Genomic DNA, 17410 nt, shown 5'->3' with positions numbered 1-17410 from the left:
ATGTCGACCGTTGGCAAACGTGGCGCTTCCTCCCCCTACGAACTCACCCGGATGAGCGACCGGCTCTCGTTCATCTACCTCGAACGCTGCATCATCCACCGCGAAGACAACGCCATCACCGCCGAAGACGCCGACGGCACCACCCACATTCCCTCCGCCACCATCGGCACCCTCCTGCTCGGGCCCGGCACCCGCGTCACCCACCAGGCCATGAGCGTCCTGGGCGACAGCGGCGCCGGGGTCGTCTGGGTCGGCGAACAAGGCGTCCGCTTCTACTCTGGGGGACGCTCCCTCACCCGCTCGTCCGCCCTCGTCGAAGCCCAGGCCACTGCCTGGGCCAACCGCCGCACCCGCCTGGACGTCGCCCGCGCCATGTACCGGATGCGCTTCCCCGGCGAAGACCCTTCCGGACTCACCCGGCACGAACTCCTCGGCCGCGAAGGACGCCGCGTCAAAGAGCGCTACCGCTACGAAGCAGCCCGCGTCGGCCTGGCCTGGAACGGGCGCCACTACGTCCCCGGCGACTACGACTCCGGCGACGCCGCCAACCAGGCCGTCACCGCCGCCGCCCAATGCATGTACGGCATCGCCCAGACCACCGTCGCCGCCCTCGGCTGCTCACCGGGCCTCGGCTTCGTCCACTCCGGACACGAACTCGCCTTCGTCCTGGACATCGCCGATCTCTACAAGACGGAGATCGCCATTCCCGTCGCCTTCGAGGTCGCAGCCGACAGCCCCGACGACATCGGCTCCCGCACCCGCCGCGCCATCCGCGACCGCGTCAACCAGCTCGGCCTGCTCCGCCGCTGCGTCCAGGACATCAAACGCCTCCTGCTACCCGACAAGGCCACCGATGACCCCACCGGCGACGACACCGACCACGTCACCCTGCAAAGCGACCACGGCATGAACGTCGAATCCGGACGCAACTACGGCGAAGACGTGTACTGGTGACCGTCATCGTCCTCACCAACTGCCCCGCCGGCCTGCGCGGATTCCTTACCCGCTGGCTTATGGAGATCTCCCCCGGCGTCTTCATCGGCGGCCCCTCAGCCCGCATCAGGCAAGCCCTCTGGGACGAGGTCCACAAGTACGCCGACACCGGCCGCGCCCTCCTCGCCTACACCACCAACAACGAGCAGGGCTTCACCTTCGAAACCCACGACCACAAATGGCACCCGATCGACCACGACGGCATTACCCTCATACGCCGCCCCAACAGCCAACCGGCGGTCTCCGCCAAGCCCCCGCCCGCTGGCTGGAGCAAAGCCTCCAAACGTCGCCGCTACGGCAAACGTTAACCCCGGTGCCCGAAATGCCGGAATTGAAAGAAGTGCTTCCAAACACCATGATCAGCCAATAAACCCGCAGGTCGCCGAGAGTGCTCCCCGCGCACGCGGGGGTGGTCCCTTGGACGTGTACCAAACCTCGTCCACGAACAGGTGCTCCCCGCGCACGCGGGGGTGGTCCCGCTGTGATCACGAGTCCCTGTGCCCTGTCCGTGTGCTCCCCGCGCACGCGGGGGTGGTCCCTTCAGGTTGTCCCCCCTCCGACGACGGGGTTTGTGCTCCCCGCGCACGCGGGGGTGGTCCCCGGATTCCGGAACTGGAGACGATCGAGTTCAAGTGCTCCCCGCGCACGCGGGGGTGGTCCCGCGGAATCAACCCGGGAACGAAAATCCCCGATGGGGCCCTGGTGCTCCCCGCGCACGCGGGGGTGGTCCCCTCCGTTACTGATGTGACGGACGCGAGCAAAGGTGCTCCCCGCGCACGCGGGGGTGGTCCCTCAGCAGTGGAAGACACCCCTTGGAGACCCGGGTGCTCCCCGCGCACGCGGGGGTGGTCCCCGGTCGGCGGGCGCCCCGGACCCCACGTACTGGTGCTCCCCGCGCACGCGGGGGTGGTCCCTCCCTCAAGGCGGCGACGTGACCCACTGGAACGTGCTCCCCGCGCACGCGGGGGTGGTCCCCTGCGCAGCACGGGCGGCCGCCTCGAACCAGAGTGCTCCCCGCGCACGCGGGGGTGGTCCCCCGTCGAATCTGCGGTCGGAGACGGTCGGGTCGTGCTCCCCGCGCACGCGGGGGTGGTCCCTCGGTCGGCTCGACCTCGTCGGCCTTCGCGATGTGCTCCCCGCGCACGCGGGGGTGGTCCCGCTGGGTCGCCTTCACAGCCGGCGTCTCGCACGTGCTCCCCGCGCACGCGGGGGTGGTCCCTGCTCGGCCATCATCCGGCCGAACGTCGTGGAGTGCTCCCCGCGCACGCGGGGGTGGTCCCCCGGCGACCTCGATGCCGCGGGTGAGTCCCCCGTGCTCCCCGCGCACGCGGGGGTGGTCCCAGCCGATCGCGTGCACGACCATGGCGGCCGCGGTGCTCCCCGCGCACGCGGGGGTGGTCCCCCGCGCCCCCCGCTCGACAATCCGCACCATCCGTGCTCCCCGCGCACGCGGGGGTGGTCCCGCTGCAAGGTGGACGGCCCGCCCGACGCGAAAGTGCTCCCCGCGCACGCGGGGGGTGGTCCCCCCTCCTCTCCGGAGCCGAGTCCCCGCCGGAGTGCTCCCCGCGCACGCGGGGGTGGTCCCCAGCTGACACCGACCAGAACGGCAGCCCCTCGGTGCTCCCCGCGCAGGCGGGGGTGGTCCCACCACCAACCCGGTCGGGACGCCCGTCCTGTAGTGCTCCCCGCGCACGCGGGGGTGGTCCCACCACCAACCCGGTCGGGACGCCCGTCCTGTAGTGCTCCCCGCGCACGCGGGGGTGGTCCCGTCCCGCCGGCTGGTGCGCTGGCGCGGGGGATGTGCTCCCCGCGCACGCGGGGGTGGTCCCATCCATCCCATGACTGAATTCCTGTCCAAGGAGTGCTCCCCGCGCACGCGGGGGTGGTCCCGTCACTTCCGTATTAGCCCTAACGCGTTAGAGGTGCTCCCCGCGCACGCGGGGGTGGTCCCTGTCCCTCAGGAGCAGACCTCTTCGCAAATGCGTGCTCCCCGCGCACGCGGGGGTGGTCCCAGCTCCTTCAGGATCGTCTTGTAGAACCGCCCGTGCTCCCCGCGCACGCGGGGGTGGTCCCTGGGGTCTGCCCTCGCCCACGATCGCCATGGGGTGCTCCCCGCGCACGCGGGGGTGGTCCCCGCAAGCTCGAACCGCTGTCGGACATCTACCCGTGCTCCCCGCGCACGCGGGGGTGGTCCGGCAGGCGTGGTCAGCGTGCCCGCCACAAACGAGTGCTCCCCGCGCACGCGGGGGTGGTCCCATCCGGTTCGTGCAGGTCGCCGCCTACATCAGGTGCTCCCCGCGCACGCGGGGGTGGTCCCCAGTTGTTGACGACCTTCTCTGTCCGCTTGGAGTGCTCCCCGCGCACGCGGGGGTGGTCCCAGATCGCTCTACCTGGGCCTGATTGCGCATCTGTGCTCCCCGCGCACGCGGGGGTGGTCCCAAAGGGTCAGTCACCGGTTGCGGTGTTGTTCGGTGCTCCCCGCGCACGCGGGGGTGGTCCCACCGTCATCGGCATCTGGGGCGCCCGCCTGTTGTGCTCCCCGCGCACGCGGGGGTGGTCCCGACCTCGCGAAAGGGCTGTGGGTGCGGGGCCCGTGCTCCCCGCGCACGCGGGGGTGGTCCCTCGTACTCGATGCCCTCGCGCTGTTCCGGCTTGCGCTCCCCGCGCACGCGGGGGTGGTCCCCTGGCCGGAACCTGAGGAGAGGGCATCGGTTCGTGCTCCCCGCGCACGCGGGGGTGGTCCCCTGGCCGGAACCTGAGGAGAGGGCATCGGTTCGTGCTCCCCGCGCACGCGGGGGTGGTCCCACCGCGCTCGTGGCCACGCCCGAGGGCGGCCCGTGCTCCCCGCGCACGCGGGGGTGGTCCCCAACCCGGGTGACCCGGTAGACCCGGTGAGTGGTGCTCCCCGCGCACGCGGGGGTGGTCCCGTCGCGGTCCGCCGCCCGGACGGCTCCATCACGTGCTCCCCGCGCACGCGGGGGGTGGTCCCGAGGGACCCGGCGTCCCCGGCCTGAGCGGGGCGTGCTCCCCGCGCACGCGGGGGTGGTCCCAAGGGCGCGTTCATCAAGAACCTCACCGTCCTGTGCTCCCCGCGCACGCGGGGGTGGTCCCTGGACGAGAAGCAGGCCGCGCGGGCGGTGCTTGTGCTCCCCGCGCACGCGGGGGTGGTCCCGACCGGGACCTGCGCTGGCTGTCGGCCACCCGGTGCTGCCCGCGCACGCGGGGGTGGTCCCATCGTCGAGCGCGCCGCGGCCCGCCAGCGGGAGTGCTCCCCGCGCACGCGGGGGTGGTCCCTCGTACGCGAGGGACTGTCTGTGACCTCCGCAGTGCTCCCCGCGCACGCGGGGGTGGTCCCCGTCCTCGCCTTCGAAAAGAAGTGGCCGGGCAGTGCTCCCCGCGCACGCGGGGGTGGTCCCCGGGAGGGACGCGCCCGGGTCCTGGGCGGGTTGTGCTCCCCGCGCACGCGGGGGTGGTCCCCCACGTCACGGGGGTTCAGCTCGGATCTGACCGTGCTCCCCGCGCACGCGGGGGTGGTCCCGCGGGGTCGACGTAGCCGATCAGCTTCTCGGCGTGCTCCCCGCGCACGCGGGGGTGGTCCCTTGTACTGGCCGCGCCAGGCCAGCACGCCGGGGTGCTCCCCGCGCACGCGGGGGTGGTCCCGCCGCGGTGTAGGCGTCGTGCATGACGCTGCTCGTGCTCCCCGCGCACGCGGGGGTGGTCCCGGGCCGGCCGCGCCCTTCATGGTCTTGCCGTGGTGCTCCCCGCGCACGCCGGGGTGGTCCCCGCTCGGTCACGGTCCGGTAGATGACCGCGCCGTGCTCCCCGCGCACGCGGGGGTGGTCCCAACTGGCTCACCCGAGCCTGGGGCATGCCGGGGTGCTCCCTGCGCACGCGGGGGTGGTCCCGCTGCGGTGGTTCTGCTGGTGTCGTACGGGCTGTGCTCCCCGCGCACGCGGGGGTGGTCCCTCAACGATCGGGTTCTGGCGCAAGGGACGGCGGTGCTCCCCGCGCACGCGAGGGTGGTCCCCGCGACCGGGACCTCGACCCGTCCAACCTGGGGTGCTCCCCGCGCATGCGGGGGTGGTCCCTCGATCCCCCTCCGTGTCCAAGGACGAGGGGGTGCTCCCCGCGCACGCGGGGGTGATCCCGCCGTCGGTGTGAGCATCCCGCGCGTGGCCGAGTGCTCCCCGCGCACGCAGGGGTGGTCCCGCCACCCGCAAACCGGAAGCGGTCTTGACGGAGTGCTCCCCGCGCACGCGGGGATGGTCGCGCCGGCGGCGGCTGGGACTGTACGTTCTCCACGTGCTCCCTGCGCACGCGGGGGCGGTCCCGGTCAGATGCGCGCTCGGCGGGGCGCGTGCAGTGCTCCCCGCGCTCGCGGGGCGGTCCCGGCACCTGGCTTGCCGTAAACGGGATCGTTCTGTGCGCCGCCAGCCGCCCGCGCCGACTGGTATGTAACCGGCAGCCCGACGAGCCACGAGTAAAGCGCCGGTTGCCGGGTCTTTCCTCGCGGCCCGGTGGCGAGGATCCACAAGCGGGCACGGTCGGCTTTCTGTGGGTGTGGATGCTGGTGAACGGTGTCGCGCTCACCGGGTGAGGCCGAGGCATCATGGGCCACTATGCCGCCCTCACCATCATCGTCAGCTCAAGCGGCGCGCGAGCGCCTGGGAAGCAAGCTCCGGGAGCTCCGCCGGACCAGGCGTATCTCGGGCCGGGCCTTCGCAGTCTCGGCGGGATGGAAGTCCGCGTCCCAGGTATCCATGATCGAGAGGGGCCGCCGGACGATCTCGGCGGAGCATGTGCGGTTGTGGTGCTCGATCTGTGGAGCGTCCGAGCGCCGGACCGAGGAACTGCTTGCCGAGCAGGCGGCGGTCGCGGGGATGTGGATCCCGTACGAGCAGCTGAATCGTGGTGGCCTACCGGCGGCGCAGAGATCGATCCGGCAGCAGTACGAGGAGCTGGTGCTGGCCCGGTCGTATCAGCCGAAGGTGTTTCCCGGCATGCTGCAGACGCCGGCTTACACTCGGGCGGCGCTGACCGGAGTGATCGTTGAGCAAGCGGTGCAGACGCCGGATCCGGACGGTGAGGTCGAGCTGGCGGTGGCCGAACGGATGGATCGGCAGAGTCTCCTCAGCCGACCGGATGCCCGCTGGTACTTCCTGCTGGAGGAGCCAGTGCTGTGGTACCGGCCGTACCCAGCCGACGTGCACCGCGATCAGCTACGGCACCTCCTAGAGGTGCGGCGGCGGCCGAACGTGTTCCTGGGAATCATCCCGGCCGGCACCTTCCGGCAAGGTGTTCACCCGGAGGAGGCGTTCGACATCACCGACGGCCACCTTGTGACAGTGGAGCTGGTGTCGGGCTACCTGTCGGTGACGCAGCCGGCCGAAGTCGCGCTTTACGTGGCCACGTGGAAGCGGCTGTGGGCGCTGGCAGAGACAGGTGAGGCGGCAACGGAGCGGGTCCGCGCCGCGCTCGACCGGCTGGGCGATCAGGAGGGGGTGTAGTCATCGTGCGGGATGCCGCGTTCCCACAGCATCTCGAACATGCCGACGATGGGCAGGACCTTGCGCGGGTCGGCTACGTACTCCATCCGGCCGGTGTCGGTGCCGTCGCCTGCGGTGAAGTTGTAGGCGATGAGGCGCTGGTCGTACATGAAGAAGTCGGCGACAGGATGCGGCAGGTCGTAGGCCAGGTGGCGGGGCAGCCATCGCAGCTCCTCCCCGGCTTTGAGGTTGCCGTAGCTGATGGCATGTTCCCAGCGGATGTAATCGCTCACGGGCTCGGACACGATCCGCAGTCGACGGAATCGGACACCGCGGGCTACAGCGCCCCCGACCAGGTCGATCCAGGCGTCCCATTGGTAAGTGGTGTCGCCGTCCTCTAGCCATTTCATGAAGGCCGGGTCCGTCTGATCGTATGTATCGCGGGCTTCGAGGTGGACGACGGATCGTTCGGTTCCGGCCAATAGGTCCTCGAAGGCCGGTTCCCCTGGGCCGTCCCTGCCCGGCTCGTATTCGCCGGTGAGGGCTTCGAGGAGGCCCCGTTTGAGGTTCGCTGGTGTCCAGATCGCGACCTCGTCGTCAGCGATCGATGTGTGCCGGCCTAGCCGAGCGAGGGTGGCGGGGTCGGTGACCCGGCGTCCGACCTGAAGGACGTCACCGGTGCCGGGGACCACGAGGACTGCCGGGCATTTGTTGGCAGGCGAGTCGTCGTCGATCCCGACGAAGTCGACGTCGCTGGACGGCGGGGTGTTGGGCTTTTCGGTCGGTTTGTCCATGAAAATGGCTCCCAGTTAACGTTCGCTTCACCTGGTATCCCCGACTTTGAACCCCACCCGGTCGACGGTCAACCCGGGCCGCGCACCGGTGTGAATGTGTGTGAACTTTCTGGCGCCTGCGAGAACTGTCGGCGATTCTCCTTGCCGTGGCCGCAATGCCGATAGTGAGGAGCCGGTGGGCTCCGGAAGGGTGTGGAGAGACGATGACCATCCGAGAGTCCATGGAAAGCGACGAGTTCGACCTGGACATCAGTGGCCTGGAGTCCGGCGACGCATCAGCCGACCTCATCGTCCTGACCGACGACGGGTGTGGCAGTACGTGCTCCAGCCCGTGCGCGACCAACGTCGTCTGACCGCGTTCTGACGTTGACCTTCGGGCTCCCGCCCATGCTCCGAAAGGTTGTTCGGGGCATGGGCCGGGGTCCGGCAGAACGCTCCCCCGAAGGCGAGATGATGGCATCAAGCGGCGGAAAGCGCCTGTACCGGTGTGCTGAGACGGCGATGGTCCGTGCCACTCCTCACTCGGCATCGGGATTGCCGGAATGGCCGGATCTCACCAGCGACTCACCGGAACACGTCGCCGGTTGGCGTGCGTGGCTCCTGGCGATCTGGGAACTGGACGAGATCGCCGAAGCCATAGAACAGGCCAGCCCGGCACTGGCTCGGCAGATTGCGGTGGTGTGCTCGACCTCGACCACGGACACCCGGAAGGCGCGGCGCACGGTGCTGTCGGTCGTGCGATACGTGCTCCGAATGACGGGCAGAGCGACGCCTTTCGGGCTTTTCGCCGGAATCGCACCGGCCGACTTCGGTTCCCGACCAGTGGTCGAGTGGGGTGAGGACCATCAGGTCGTCGCGCGGGCCGGCGCAAGCTGGATCAGCGAGGTCATCGCCCAACTGGAAGGCATCCCGGAGCTATTGCGGCGGCTACCGCAGATCGCTAATCCCATGGCATTCGTGCGGGGCGGTCGCCTGGTCATCTCTTACCCGCCCGGGCGGCGAGCAGGTCAACGCTCCCCGGCGGAAGTATCACTGCGGTGCACCACACCCGTGCGGATCGCGATGCAGGTGGCCCGTGCTCCGGTTCCGTTTAACGAAGTGGCGGCCGCGGTCGCCGCCGCGTTCCCGGCGACACCGCAGTCTGAGATCGAGAAGCTGATCACCAGCCTGCTGGATCAGGGCGCTCTCATCAGCAGCCTGCACGCTCCCTCCACCACGATGGATCCCTTGGGGCATGTCGTGGAGCAGGTGGAGAAGGCCGGGGCAGGCGAACTGCGGCGGGTCGCGGACCTCTTGGATCAGCTGCGCGAGATCCATGTAGGCCTTGCCGAGTACAACCGGCACACGACCTCTGCGGATCGACGGAAGGCCCGCCCCGCCCTCGCGGAGTGCATGGCGCGCCTGGGAACGAACACGGACTCAGCCCCCGTGGTGGACATGCGGGTCGATTGCTCACTGAGCTTGCCGTTCCAGGTGGCCCGGGAGGCCGAAACGGCCACGTCGGTGTTGGCGCGCCTGAGCGAGTTCCCGTCAGGTTCGCTTGGCTGGCGGAGCTATCACAACCGTTTCTTCGAGCGGTACGGGATCGGTTCGCTCGTGCCGCTGCGGGACCTGGTGGATCCCGATGTCGGTTTGGGGTTCCCCGCCGGTTACCTGGATGGCGAGCCTGAAGCACGCGAGCCGGTGACCGCCAGGCAGTTGCGGCTGCATGCCTTGGCGCAGGCGGCGGCCCTGGACGACTGCCAGGAGATCGTGCTGGATGAGGACCTGATCGATGAGCTGGAGATCGGCACCAGAACCCAAATCCTGATGCCGCCGCATCTCGAGCTCCGATTCCACCTTCAGGCGGCATCCCGGGAGGCGCTGGCTCGCGGACACTTTCAGCTCACGGTCGTGGGACCGTCTCGTGGCATCGGCACGACAACCGGCCGATTCATCGGCTTGCTGAGCCCTGGCGACCGGGCCAAGACCGCTGCGGTATTCGATCGGCTGCCGGTCAGCGAACCACGGGCGATGGCGGTTCAGCTGTCCTTTCCGCCGCTCAACTCGGGCGACGCTCATGTGGCGCGGGCGCCGGAGTTCCTCGCCGCCACGATCAGCCTCGCTGAGCACCGTTCTGCGGGGCCCGAGGTGATCGGGGTGGACGACCTGGTGGTCGGCTGCGACCGGCGCCGCCTCTTCCTGCTTTCGCTGTCACGCCGGCAGCGCCTGGAGCCGGTGGCGCTGCACGCGCTCGATCTGCGGGCGCACACTCCCCCGCTGGCGCGCTTCCTCGCCGAGATCGCCAGGTCCCAGGCTGCGGTCGTGTCCAACTTCTCCTGGGGTCCGGCTGGGCAGATGCCGTTCGTGCCCCGGATTCGGATCGGCCGCACGGTCCTGTCGCCGGCTCGCTGGCGCTTGCACCGTTCGGACCTACCCGACCGCCATGCGCCGTGGCCCCAGTGGTGGGACGGCATGTGTCGTTGGCGGGACCGCCGTCGCGTACCGGACGCCCTCACCCTCACCGATGGGGACCAGGCCCTACCTCTGGACCTATCCCAACCCGCGCACCTGGCGGTGCTGCGCGCACACGTTGACTCAACCGGCGTTGCCCTGTTGAGCGAAGCGGCGACCGGGAACGGCTGGTTCGACGGCCACGCCCACGAGATCGTCGCGCCAATGACAGCGGTCGTAGCGGGCGGATCAGCAAGGGGAACGCAAGTCCCGGCCCCTCGACCGCAACGTCGGGATCATGGGCAGCTGCCGGGGGCGTCCCGGATGCTGCTGGTCAAGCTCTACAGCAGTACCGAACGGCATCCTGAGATCCTCGGCCGCTACCTGCCGGACCTGCTCGCTCGGTGGGCGACTCCGCCCAAGTGGTGGTTCCTGCGCTATCGCGACCCGCTCCCCCACCTTCGGCTGCGGATCGAGCTCGACGACCCGGCCGATTTCGGACCTACTGCCAACCGTGTCTCCGCGTGGGCCGCGCTTCTGCGACGCGAAGGGCTTCTCAACGAGGTGCAGTTCGCCACCTCCTACCCCGAGACCGGCCGCTGGGGACGTGGAATGGTGTTGGAGGCGGCCGAGGACGTCTTCGCCGCCGACTCTCGTGCACTCGCCGTGCAGTTCGCGCAGATGGCCAGGTCGTCCCCACAGGCGCTGACCGCAGCGAACCTTGTCTCCCTCGCGGCCGGGTTCAGCGGCAGCCCGCAGCGTGGCATGGACTGGCTGATCCGGCACGGGAAGGTCGATGCCGCCCGCCCCCTGGAACGGCCAGTACTCCGCGAGGCGGTTCGCATGGCCGACCCGAAGGACGGCTGGGCCGCGCTGCGCGCGGTCCCCGGCGGCGACACCGTCCTGGCCGCCTGGTCCGAACGCGACCGAGCGCTGGCCCGCTACCGGGACCGGCTACACAGCGCCGAAGACTTGAGCCCTGACCTCGTCCTGGATTCGCTGCTCCACGCCCATCACATCCGGGCCGCCGGGCCGAACAAGAACGACGAACTCACCTGCGTGCGGCTGGCCCGCGCCGCCGCGCTGGCGTGGACGGCACAGCGGTCGTCAGCAGCAGGACGGTGAGGTGAACATGGTCGTCCAAACGGCAGGCACGCCAGCCGGCGCGCAGGCTGGTGCAGCGCTCGCCGCCCGAATCGCTGACCACCTGGCCTCGCCGCAAGCCGTGCGCGCTACCGTCCCGGCCCACAGCTGGTGGCCTCAGTCTCTGGCCTACGGCGCGGCCGGGATCGCGTTGCTCCACATCGAGCGCGCCCGTTTGGGCGAGGGCTCCTGGCAGCGTGCTCACGACTGGCTCGCCTGCGCCGCTGCCGAACCAGCCGTAACCGGGGCGGGCAGCCACCTGTACTACGGGGCACCGGCTCTCGCCTTCGCCTTCGACGCTGCGGCTGACCGGCCTGGACGTTATGCCCGCGCCCTGGAGACCCTTGATCGGCACATCGCCGCTCTCACCCGCTCTCGACTGAACGAGGCCCACGCCCGGATGGATCGCGGCGAGCTGCCCGCGCTGGCCGAGTTCGACGCCATCCGCGGGCTGACCGGCATGGGGGCTCTGCTGCTGCGGCGCACCGTCCACCATGGCGATGCTCACGCCGACCTAGTCCGGGCCATCCTGGCCTACCTGGTCCGGCTCAGCGAACCCGTGCGGCGCCATGGGGACCTCCTTCCCGGCTGGTGGAGCGATCTGGCCCCATCGGGCAACCGGTCCTCGCAGTACCCGAGCGGGCACGCCAACAACGGCGTCGCTCACGGCATCGCCGGTCCGCTGGCTCTCCTGGCCTTGGCCTCACTACGCCACATCACCGTCACCGAGCAACGGGAGGCGATCGAACGGATCTGCGCCTGGCTCGACCTGTGGCGGATCGAGGGACAGTACGGCCCGCGCTGGCCGTACTGGATCACCCTCAGCGAGCTGGAGTCCGGCCGTCCCAGCCCTGGTCCCGCGCGTCCCTCCTGGTGCTACGGCGTCGCAGGTTCAGCGCGCGCCCAGCAACTCGCCGCTCTGGCCACCGGCGACACCGAACGCCAGCGCATGGCCGAAGAGGCGCTGCTACACGCCATGACGGCCCGGATTCCGCTCGCCGCGACCACCGACCTGTCACTGTGCCACGGCTTCGCCGGCCTGGCGCACATCGTCCAACTCGCCGCTGCAGATGCGATCACGCCAGGCCTGCGCGAGTGCTTACCCCGCCTTCTAGCACCGATCGAATCCACCGCGCCGGACACCCTGATGGCCCGCGGCGCCGGACTTCTAGAAGGCGCGACCGGCGTGGCGCTTGCTCTGCTCGCCCAGGTCAACGGAGGCACCCTTTCCGGCTGGGACTCCTGCTTCCTGATCACCTGACCTCGTACGCCTGAAGGGAGACCGGCTGGATGACAGCCCAGCAGTGGCCGCAGCACGTCATCACATTCGCCGACTGGCGCAGCGCCGAGCGCCTCGTGCTGGAGCATCTGCTGCCCGCGCTCGAAACCTCGCAGAGCGGGGAGCCGCACGGGTGGTCGTTCGTGCGCAAGTACCCGACCTGGCGGCTACGGCATCACCCGACCGCTGACCATGGCCTGCGGAGACTGGACCGGGTGCTGGACATGATGCTCTCCAACGGCTTGATCGAAGGCTGGACGCCCGGCATCTACGAGCCGGAGACCACTGCTTTCGGAGGCGCTGCGGGCATGGATGCCGCCCACGTGCTCTTCCACCACGACAGCCGCCTCGTCCTTCAGCATCTGGCCCAGTCCGGTCTCCCCTGCAGGAATCCGCCACAGCTCGGGCGGCGCGAGCTCGCCGTGCTGCTCCCGAGCGGGGCGATGCGGGCCGCGGGCCTGGACTGGTTTGAGCAGGGCGACGTCTGGGCCAAGGTCGCCGACCAACGCCCCACACCGCATGACCAGCCCGGCTCCCGGAGGCTCTCGCATGCCGTGCACCGGCTCATGACCGTCGAGGCGGGCTCGTCCAGCACTCTGACGACCACGGGCAGGCTTGCGCCGCTGGCCGACTGGGTCGCCGCCTTCGAGCACCTCGGTCGACGGTTGGCCGATCTCAACCACCTGGGCCGGCTGGAACGCGGTCTGCGAGCCGTCCTCGCGCACCACGTGATCTTCCATTGGAACCGCATGGGCCTGTCCCGCGAGGAGCAGGCCACCTTGGCCGTACTAGCGAAAGAAGAAGTCATGGGAACAACCGGACGGCGTCCCGTGTCCGCCTCTGGCACAGGTCCGCTGAACACTACGGTGGCCCGCGTGAGCAACGACACGATCGAGGCCGCCTCCGCCGAGCCCTTGCGCCACGCCCTGGTCGACCAGCTGATGGAGCACGGGTGCATCCGCACCGGCCGCGTCGAAGAGGCGATGCGCACAGTCCCCCGCCACTTGTTCGTGCCGCAAGCTCCCCTGGAAAAGGCGTACGCGAACGCCACGGTAGACATCAAGCTCGACGCCGGCGGCGCGTCGATCAGCTGCGCCTCCCAGCCCGGCATCGTCGCGATGATGCTGGAACAGCTCCAGGTCGAACCGGGCCACAAGATCCTGGAGCTGGGGGCCGGGACGGGCTACAACGCCGGTCTGCTCGCCTACCTGGCCGGCCCGACCGGCCACGTCACCACCATCGATGTGGATGACGACATCGTCGACGGCGCCCGCACCTCACTGTCCGCCGCCGGCATCGACAACGTCACCGTCATCCTCGGCGACGGCGCTCTCGGCCACGCCAACAACGCGCCCTACGACCGCATCATCGCCACGGTCGGCGCACACGCAGTCCCCCACGCCTGGCTCGACCAGCTCGCCCCGGGCGGAAGGCTCCTCACACCGCTGCGGCTGCGGGGCACCGTCGCTCGTTCCATCGCCTTCGAACAGCAGGACGGCGCCTGGCGCAGCGTCAGCAGCGAGATGAACACCTTCATGCCGCTTCGCCAAGGCATCGCCGACGATCCGCGGCGCCTGGTTCCCATGACCTCCGACGACACGGTCACCCTCGTAACCAACGGCGGCCAGGAAGTCGATGCCGAAGCGCTGGGCGACGTCCTGCACCAGCCCGCCTCACAGGTCTGGACCGGCGTCACGTTTGGTGGCCAGGAGTCGGCCGAGTGGCTGGAGCTGTGGCTGGCCTGCACGATGCCCAACGGTCTGAACCGCATGCCCGCCAAGCCCCAAGCCATCGAAAGCGGCCTGCTCACCGCCCCCTACCCCAGCTCCACAGCCTGCTTCGACCAGGCGACACTCACCTACCTGACCCGCCGCAAGGCCACCCACGCCGCCCCGGACGGCGCCAGCCTGTACGAGTTCGGCGTCATCGGCCACGGCCCCGGCAGAGACACCCTTGCCGAGCAGGTAGCCGAGGCAGTCCGCACCTGGGACCACGAGTACCGCGGACGCGAGGTCACCTTCGAGATCCAGCCGCTCGACAGCCCGCCTCCCGCCCAGCGCCCCGGCAGTTTCACCTTCTCCAACGCCCTCAACCGGATTTTCATCGAGTGGCGATGAGATGGACGTCGCCGCGATAGCCCAGCGCTTCCCGCTGGTCGCCCGCCCCCGCCCCACCTGCCCACACCTCGCCGAGCGGATCGGCCAACTCCGCGAAACCGCCCGCGCCGCTCACACGGAAGACAACCGAGCGTCAGCCGCTGCCGTCCAGAACATGGCCGCCCTGATCGCCAGCGACTGCGGCCTGCACGACCTGGCACGGACCCTGTGTTGGCGACACTTCGACACCTACCTCAACCGCTGGCCCCTCGACGCACCAACAGCCCGGCATGCCCTGGAACCCCTGGTCAACATCGCCCGCCTGCTGATCCGCACCCGCGACGCCAACAGAGCTCACCATCTACTCAACGCCCTCTTCCACGCGGTCAGCGCCCACGGCGACGCCGTGATCGACGGCCGCTCCCTATCCTTCCGCCACCTCACCAACACAGAAGAGGACCGCCACACGCTCCTCCAGTGGTTGTGGACGGTCCTGCTCGCCGACGGCACCCGCGCCCTGACCAGCGCCGGCCGGTGGCAAGAGGCCCTCGCTTACGTACAGCAGCACAAGGGCATCGGCCGCCGACTGCTCGACGGGCGACAGGTCTCCATCCTCGCCCAACTACACGCCAGCAATCCCATCACCGCGTTGACGACCATCAGCCAGAGCGACACCACCGAGCCATGGGAACGCGCCGTGGCCGCCTGCCTCACCGCCCTCTGCACAGCCCGTACCGGCCAGTCGGCCAACGCGGCGGTCACCACCATGATCGACCACTACCTCAGGCTTCCTCTCAGCCCCGAAGTCGTCCTGTTCCAAGTCCGCCTGGGCCTGACCGTCACCGACATCGCAGGTATCACCGGCCAACACCACGAAGGCGAACGAGCCACGGCCCGGCTCGTCGAACAAGCCCTGACCTCCGAGGACGGATACGCCGCCCAAGAGGTCATCAACAACCGGAGCAGCCGTACGCACCTGACCGTCGAGCATGAGCGCGCTCTATCCGCAGTCGTACGATCAACTGGACTCAACCACAAAGCCATCCCTCAGCACCTCATCACCGACCTCCTCAACGCCGCCGAAGCAGCCCAGGAAGTCACCACGCGCCAACAGAACGCCCCGAACCATGCCGCGCATGGGTGAAGTAATCGGCAGCGTGGACAGCGAACACTCCGACGCCGCAGGGAGAGGCCCAGATCGCCGTGGCGATCGCTGACGACGATCGTCTTTGGACAAGAGCTGGGCCGCTCACTCACCGTCGCCGAGCTTGGCCCGCCCCCTGACAACCTTGAAGCGGCCCCACAACGATCGCCCTTCAGATCCGGCCCGCGGGGACTTTGCGCGCAGTGCAAACGGTCGCGGACGCTGGCTAAATGAATCATCGTAGCTTCCTGACGCTGGTTGGTGCCTCGATCACCTCGCCGACGCACGAATGGCTCTTTGCCCACCCCGTCACCAAGCTCGCCCAGGAAACAGGAACCGCTGTTCCTGCGCCGGCCGTCGACGACTTGGACGTCATCACCGCCCGGTTCCATCAAATGGACGACCAGCTCGGCGGCGACTTGCTACAGCAGCTCGTCCACGGACATCTGCGATCATCTCCGCCCGCACCGATTGCTCCGGGTCCAGGGCTCCGCGTAGGCGGGTACCGATGTGCTGGGCTAGCGGGACGTCCGGGACCAGCGTGATACCGAACCGGTCGAGCCCGGCAGCGCCGACCGCGACCGATGACCAGAACCTGCCACGCGTTCGGTCCGAGTTGAACTGGCCGCACTCTTCTGCCGATGAGCGGATGCTGGGAGTCCGGTGTTAGCAAGCTGCCTGGCTTACGTGGAGATCTCGTTGATCACGAATTCTGACAGTCCGGGATCAGGCGATGGTCTTGCTGAGTAGCAGAATGAGCGGGCTTGTTGGTCAGGCGAATTCGCCGGATGTAGCGAGCCGGAGGCATCCAGTTGGCCGGCTCAGTCAAGGAGCGTGCCCGAAATTGTGTAGCTTTCCCCCTCTCACTGGAGCACAATCCCACCATGACTGCCACCCCGCAAGACGACTGGTCGCCCGCCGACCACCCGTACGCCATCGCTGTGTCCGAGGCTCAATGGTGGCTACACATGGTGGAGCTGAGCAGGCTTCGCATCCGAAGGGGCGAGGAGCGCTGGACGCAACCCTTCAGCTCCGAGCAGATCGACGCCCGGGTTGTCATCCTCGCCCTGCGGCAGCTACTCGCAGCAGAACAGCTCGAACAACTCTCGCTCAAAGCGCTCGACATAGACCCGACCGTCGGCCATACCCTCAAGGCCGCTCGTGACCGCTTCGAGGACGCCCTTCCCGGCATCAAGCACATGCGGGACGCCCTCACGCATTTCGAGGACTGGTCCCGCGGTGAGGGCCGGGGAGAGCCTCAGAGGTCGCGTCGGGGTGCTGGTGAGGAACTGCGCGATATCGCGCGGACGTTCTCCGGCTTCGGCTACGACTCCAGGGCTGGCACCATCACCCTAGGGCCGTACAAGATCGGTGTTGAGACGGCAAGCCGCGCCGCACACATGCTCTGCGAAGCAATCTACGCAGCTGCTCGCGAGGTCGACAAGAAGACCGCGGCTGACCTGCGCGCCAAGGCCGTCCGAATCCTGATCGACGCTGGCGTTCAGCACGCCATGGCCGACGCGCTGCTGCCGCTCTACTACGGGTTTGATCTCCGGCTCCAGCTGTCCACGGACATCGAAGCGCTAGACGGGCGCGCGGAACTGGCACGGCAAGTCACCACCGCTCTCGCTAGTGCCTGCATCCGCCTGATGTCGTCCAGCCACCCGCAGGCCCAAGACATAGCTGAGCGGTTGGCGAGGGGAGAGTCGTTGTATGTAAGGCCGTCCGGCCCACCAACTCCCCATAGCCACATCAGTTAGCGCGAACGGGTCGTCTGACATACCGTAGCTGCGGACGGTAAGCGCGGTATCGGGTGACCTCCAGCGATGCAGATTGGGTACTTCTCGCGGCGCGGGCAGCGCCAGATAACTCGATTGCGGAGATCACGGCGCGCCTGACCGAGGTGCAAAAGCAGTGCCCTGATGCGAGGTGCGGCACGACAGGCGAACCGATGGTACCCGCGGCCAGTGAAGAGCCAGACCGCGATCTTGAAACCCATTTAAAGGCGATCCACCGCCCTCGTGCCGATCAGCGTGCGCCAC

The 17410-nt window shown here is 69.1% G+C and carries 10 protein-coding genes and 1 CRISPR repeat array; of the genes, 9 read left to right on the top strand and 1 reads right to left on the bottom strand.

Translation table 11 applies throughout. From position 1 onward, the window contains the following. From cas1e to AB0C87_RS08360, 3 genes are all read left to right on the top strand, one after another. Nucleotides 1–954, top strand: coding sequence for a type I-E CRISPR-associated endonuclease Cas1e (gene cas1e, locus AB0C87_RS08370; RefSeq protein WP_360576925.1), 954 nt, complete (start codon nucleotides 1–3; stop codon nucleotides 952–954). Beyond that, the gene (cas2e, locus tag AB0C87_RS08365; RefSeq protein ID WP_360576924.1) at nucleotides 951–1301 is read left to right on the top strand and encodes a type I-E CRISPR-associated endoribonuclease Cas2e; all 351 of its coding nucleotides are present in this window, start codon (nucleotides 951–953) and stop codon (nucleotides 1299–1301) included. Before cas1e ends, cas2e begins: the two co-directional genes overlap by 4 nt. Before the next feature lie 80 nt (nucleotides 1302–1381). Further along, nucleotides 1382–5384: direct repeats of the CRISPR family, unit length 29 nt; unit sequence GTGCTCCCCGCGCACGCGGGGGTGGTCCC. Between the two features lie 228 nt (nucleotides 5385–5612). Then, nucleotides 5613–6500: a helix-turn-helix transcriptional regulator gene (locus AB0C87_RS08360; protein ID WP_360576923.1), complete on the top strand. Its 888-nt coding sequence runs from the start codon at nucleotides 5613–5615 to the stop codon at nucleotides 6498–6500. Here AB0C87_RS08360 and AB0C87_RS08355 read toward each other — a convergent pair. Then, on the bottom strand, nucleotides 6485–7273 hold the full coding sequence (locus tag AB0C87_RS08355; RefSeq protein ID WP_360576922.1) for a DUF6879 family protein: 789 nt from the start codon (nucleotides 7271–7273) through the stop codon (nucleotides 6485–6487). The two genes, AB0C87_RS08360 and AB0C87_RS08355, sit on opposite strands and share 16 nt — an antisense overlap. Nucleotides 7274–7476: 203 nt before the next feature. Between AB0C87_RS08355 and AB0C87_RS08350 the strand changes: the two genes are divergently transcribed. The 6 genes from AB0C87_RS08350 to AB0C87_RS08325 all read left to right on the top strand — a co-directional run bounded on the left by AB0C87_RS08350 (nucleotide 7477) and on the right by AB0C87_RS08325 (nucleotide 17128). Continuing rightward, nucleotides 7477–7626, top strand: a complete 150-nt coding sequence (locus AB0C87_RS08350) for an FxLD family lanthipeptide (RefSeq protein WP_360576921.1) — start codon at nucleotides 7477–7479, stop codon at nucleotides 7624–7626. A 58-nt stretch (nucleotides 7627–7684) separates the two neighbouring features. Next, nucleotides 7685–10831 (top strand): lantibiotic dehydratase, encoded by a 3147-nt coding sequence (locus AB0C87_RS08345; protein WP_360576920.1) that lies wholly within the window; start codon nucleotides 7685–7687, stop codon nucleotides 10829–10831. Between the two features lie 7 nt (nucleotides 10832–10838). Then, on the top strand, nucleotides 10839–12110 hold the full coding sequence (locus AB0C87_RS08340) for a lanthionine synthetase C family protein (RefSeq protein WP_360577138.1): 1272 nt from the start codon (nucleotides 10839–10841) through the stop codon (nucleotides 12108–12110). 29 nt (nucleotides 12111–12139) lie between these two features. Further along, nucleotides 12140–14245, top strand: a complete 2106-nt coding sequence (gene fxlM / locus AB0C87_RS08335) for a methyltransferase, FxLD system (protein WP_360576919.1) — start codon at nucleotides 12140–12142, stop codon at nucleotides 14243–14245. 1 nt (nucleotide 14246) lies between these two features. Beyond that, a complete protein-coding gene (locus AB0C87_RS08330) occupies nucleotides 14247–15368 on the top strand; it encodes a hypothetical protein (RefSeq protein ID WP_360576918.1) in 1122 nt (373 codons plus the stop codon). An 884-nt stretch (nucleotides 15369–16252) separates the two neighbouring features. Further along, nucleotides 16253–17128: a hypothetical protein gene (locus tag AB0C87_RS08325; RefSeq protein WP_360576917.1), complete on the top strand. Its 876-nt coding sequence runs from the start codon at nucleotides 16253–16255 to the stop codon at nucleotides 17126–17128. Nucleotides 17129–17410 lie beyond the last annotated feature (282 nt).

The sequence above is a fragment of the Actinomadura sp. NPDC048021 genome (assembly GCF_040653135.1).
In the GTDB taxonomy this organism is placed as follows: domain Bacteria; phylum Actinomycetota; class Actinomycetes; order Streptosporangiales; family Streptosporangiaceae; genus Spirillospora; species Spirillospora verrucosospora.
The sequence above is the reverse complement of the archived record's forward strand: the minus strand, read 5'-3'. Positions and strand labels throughout refer to the sequence as shown.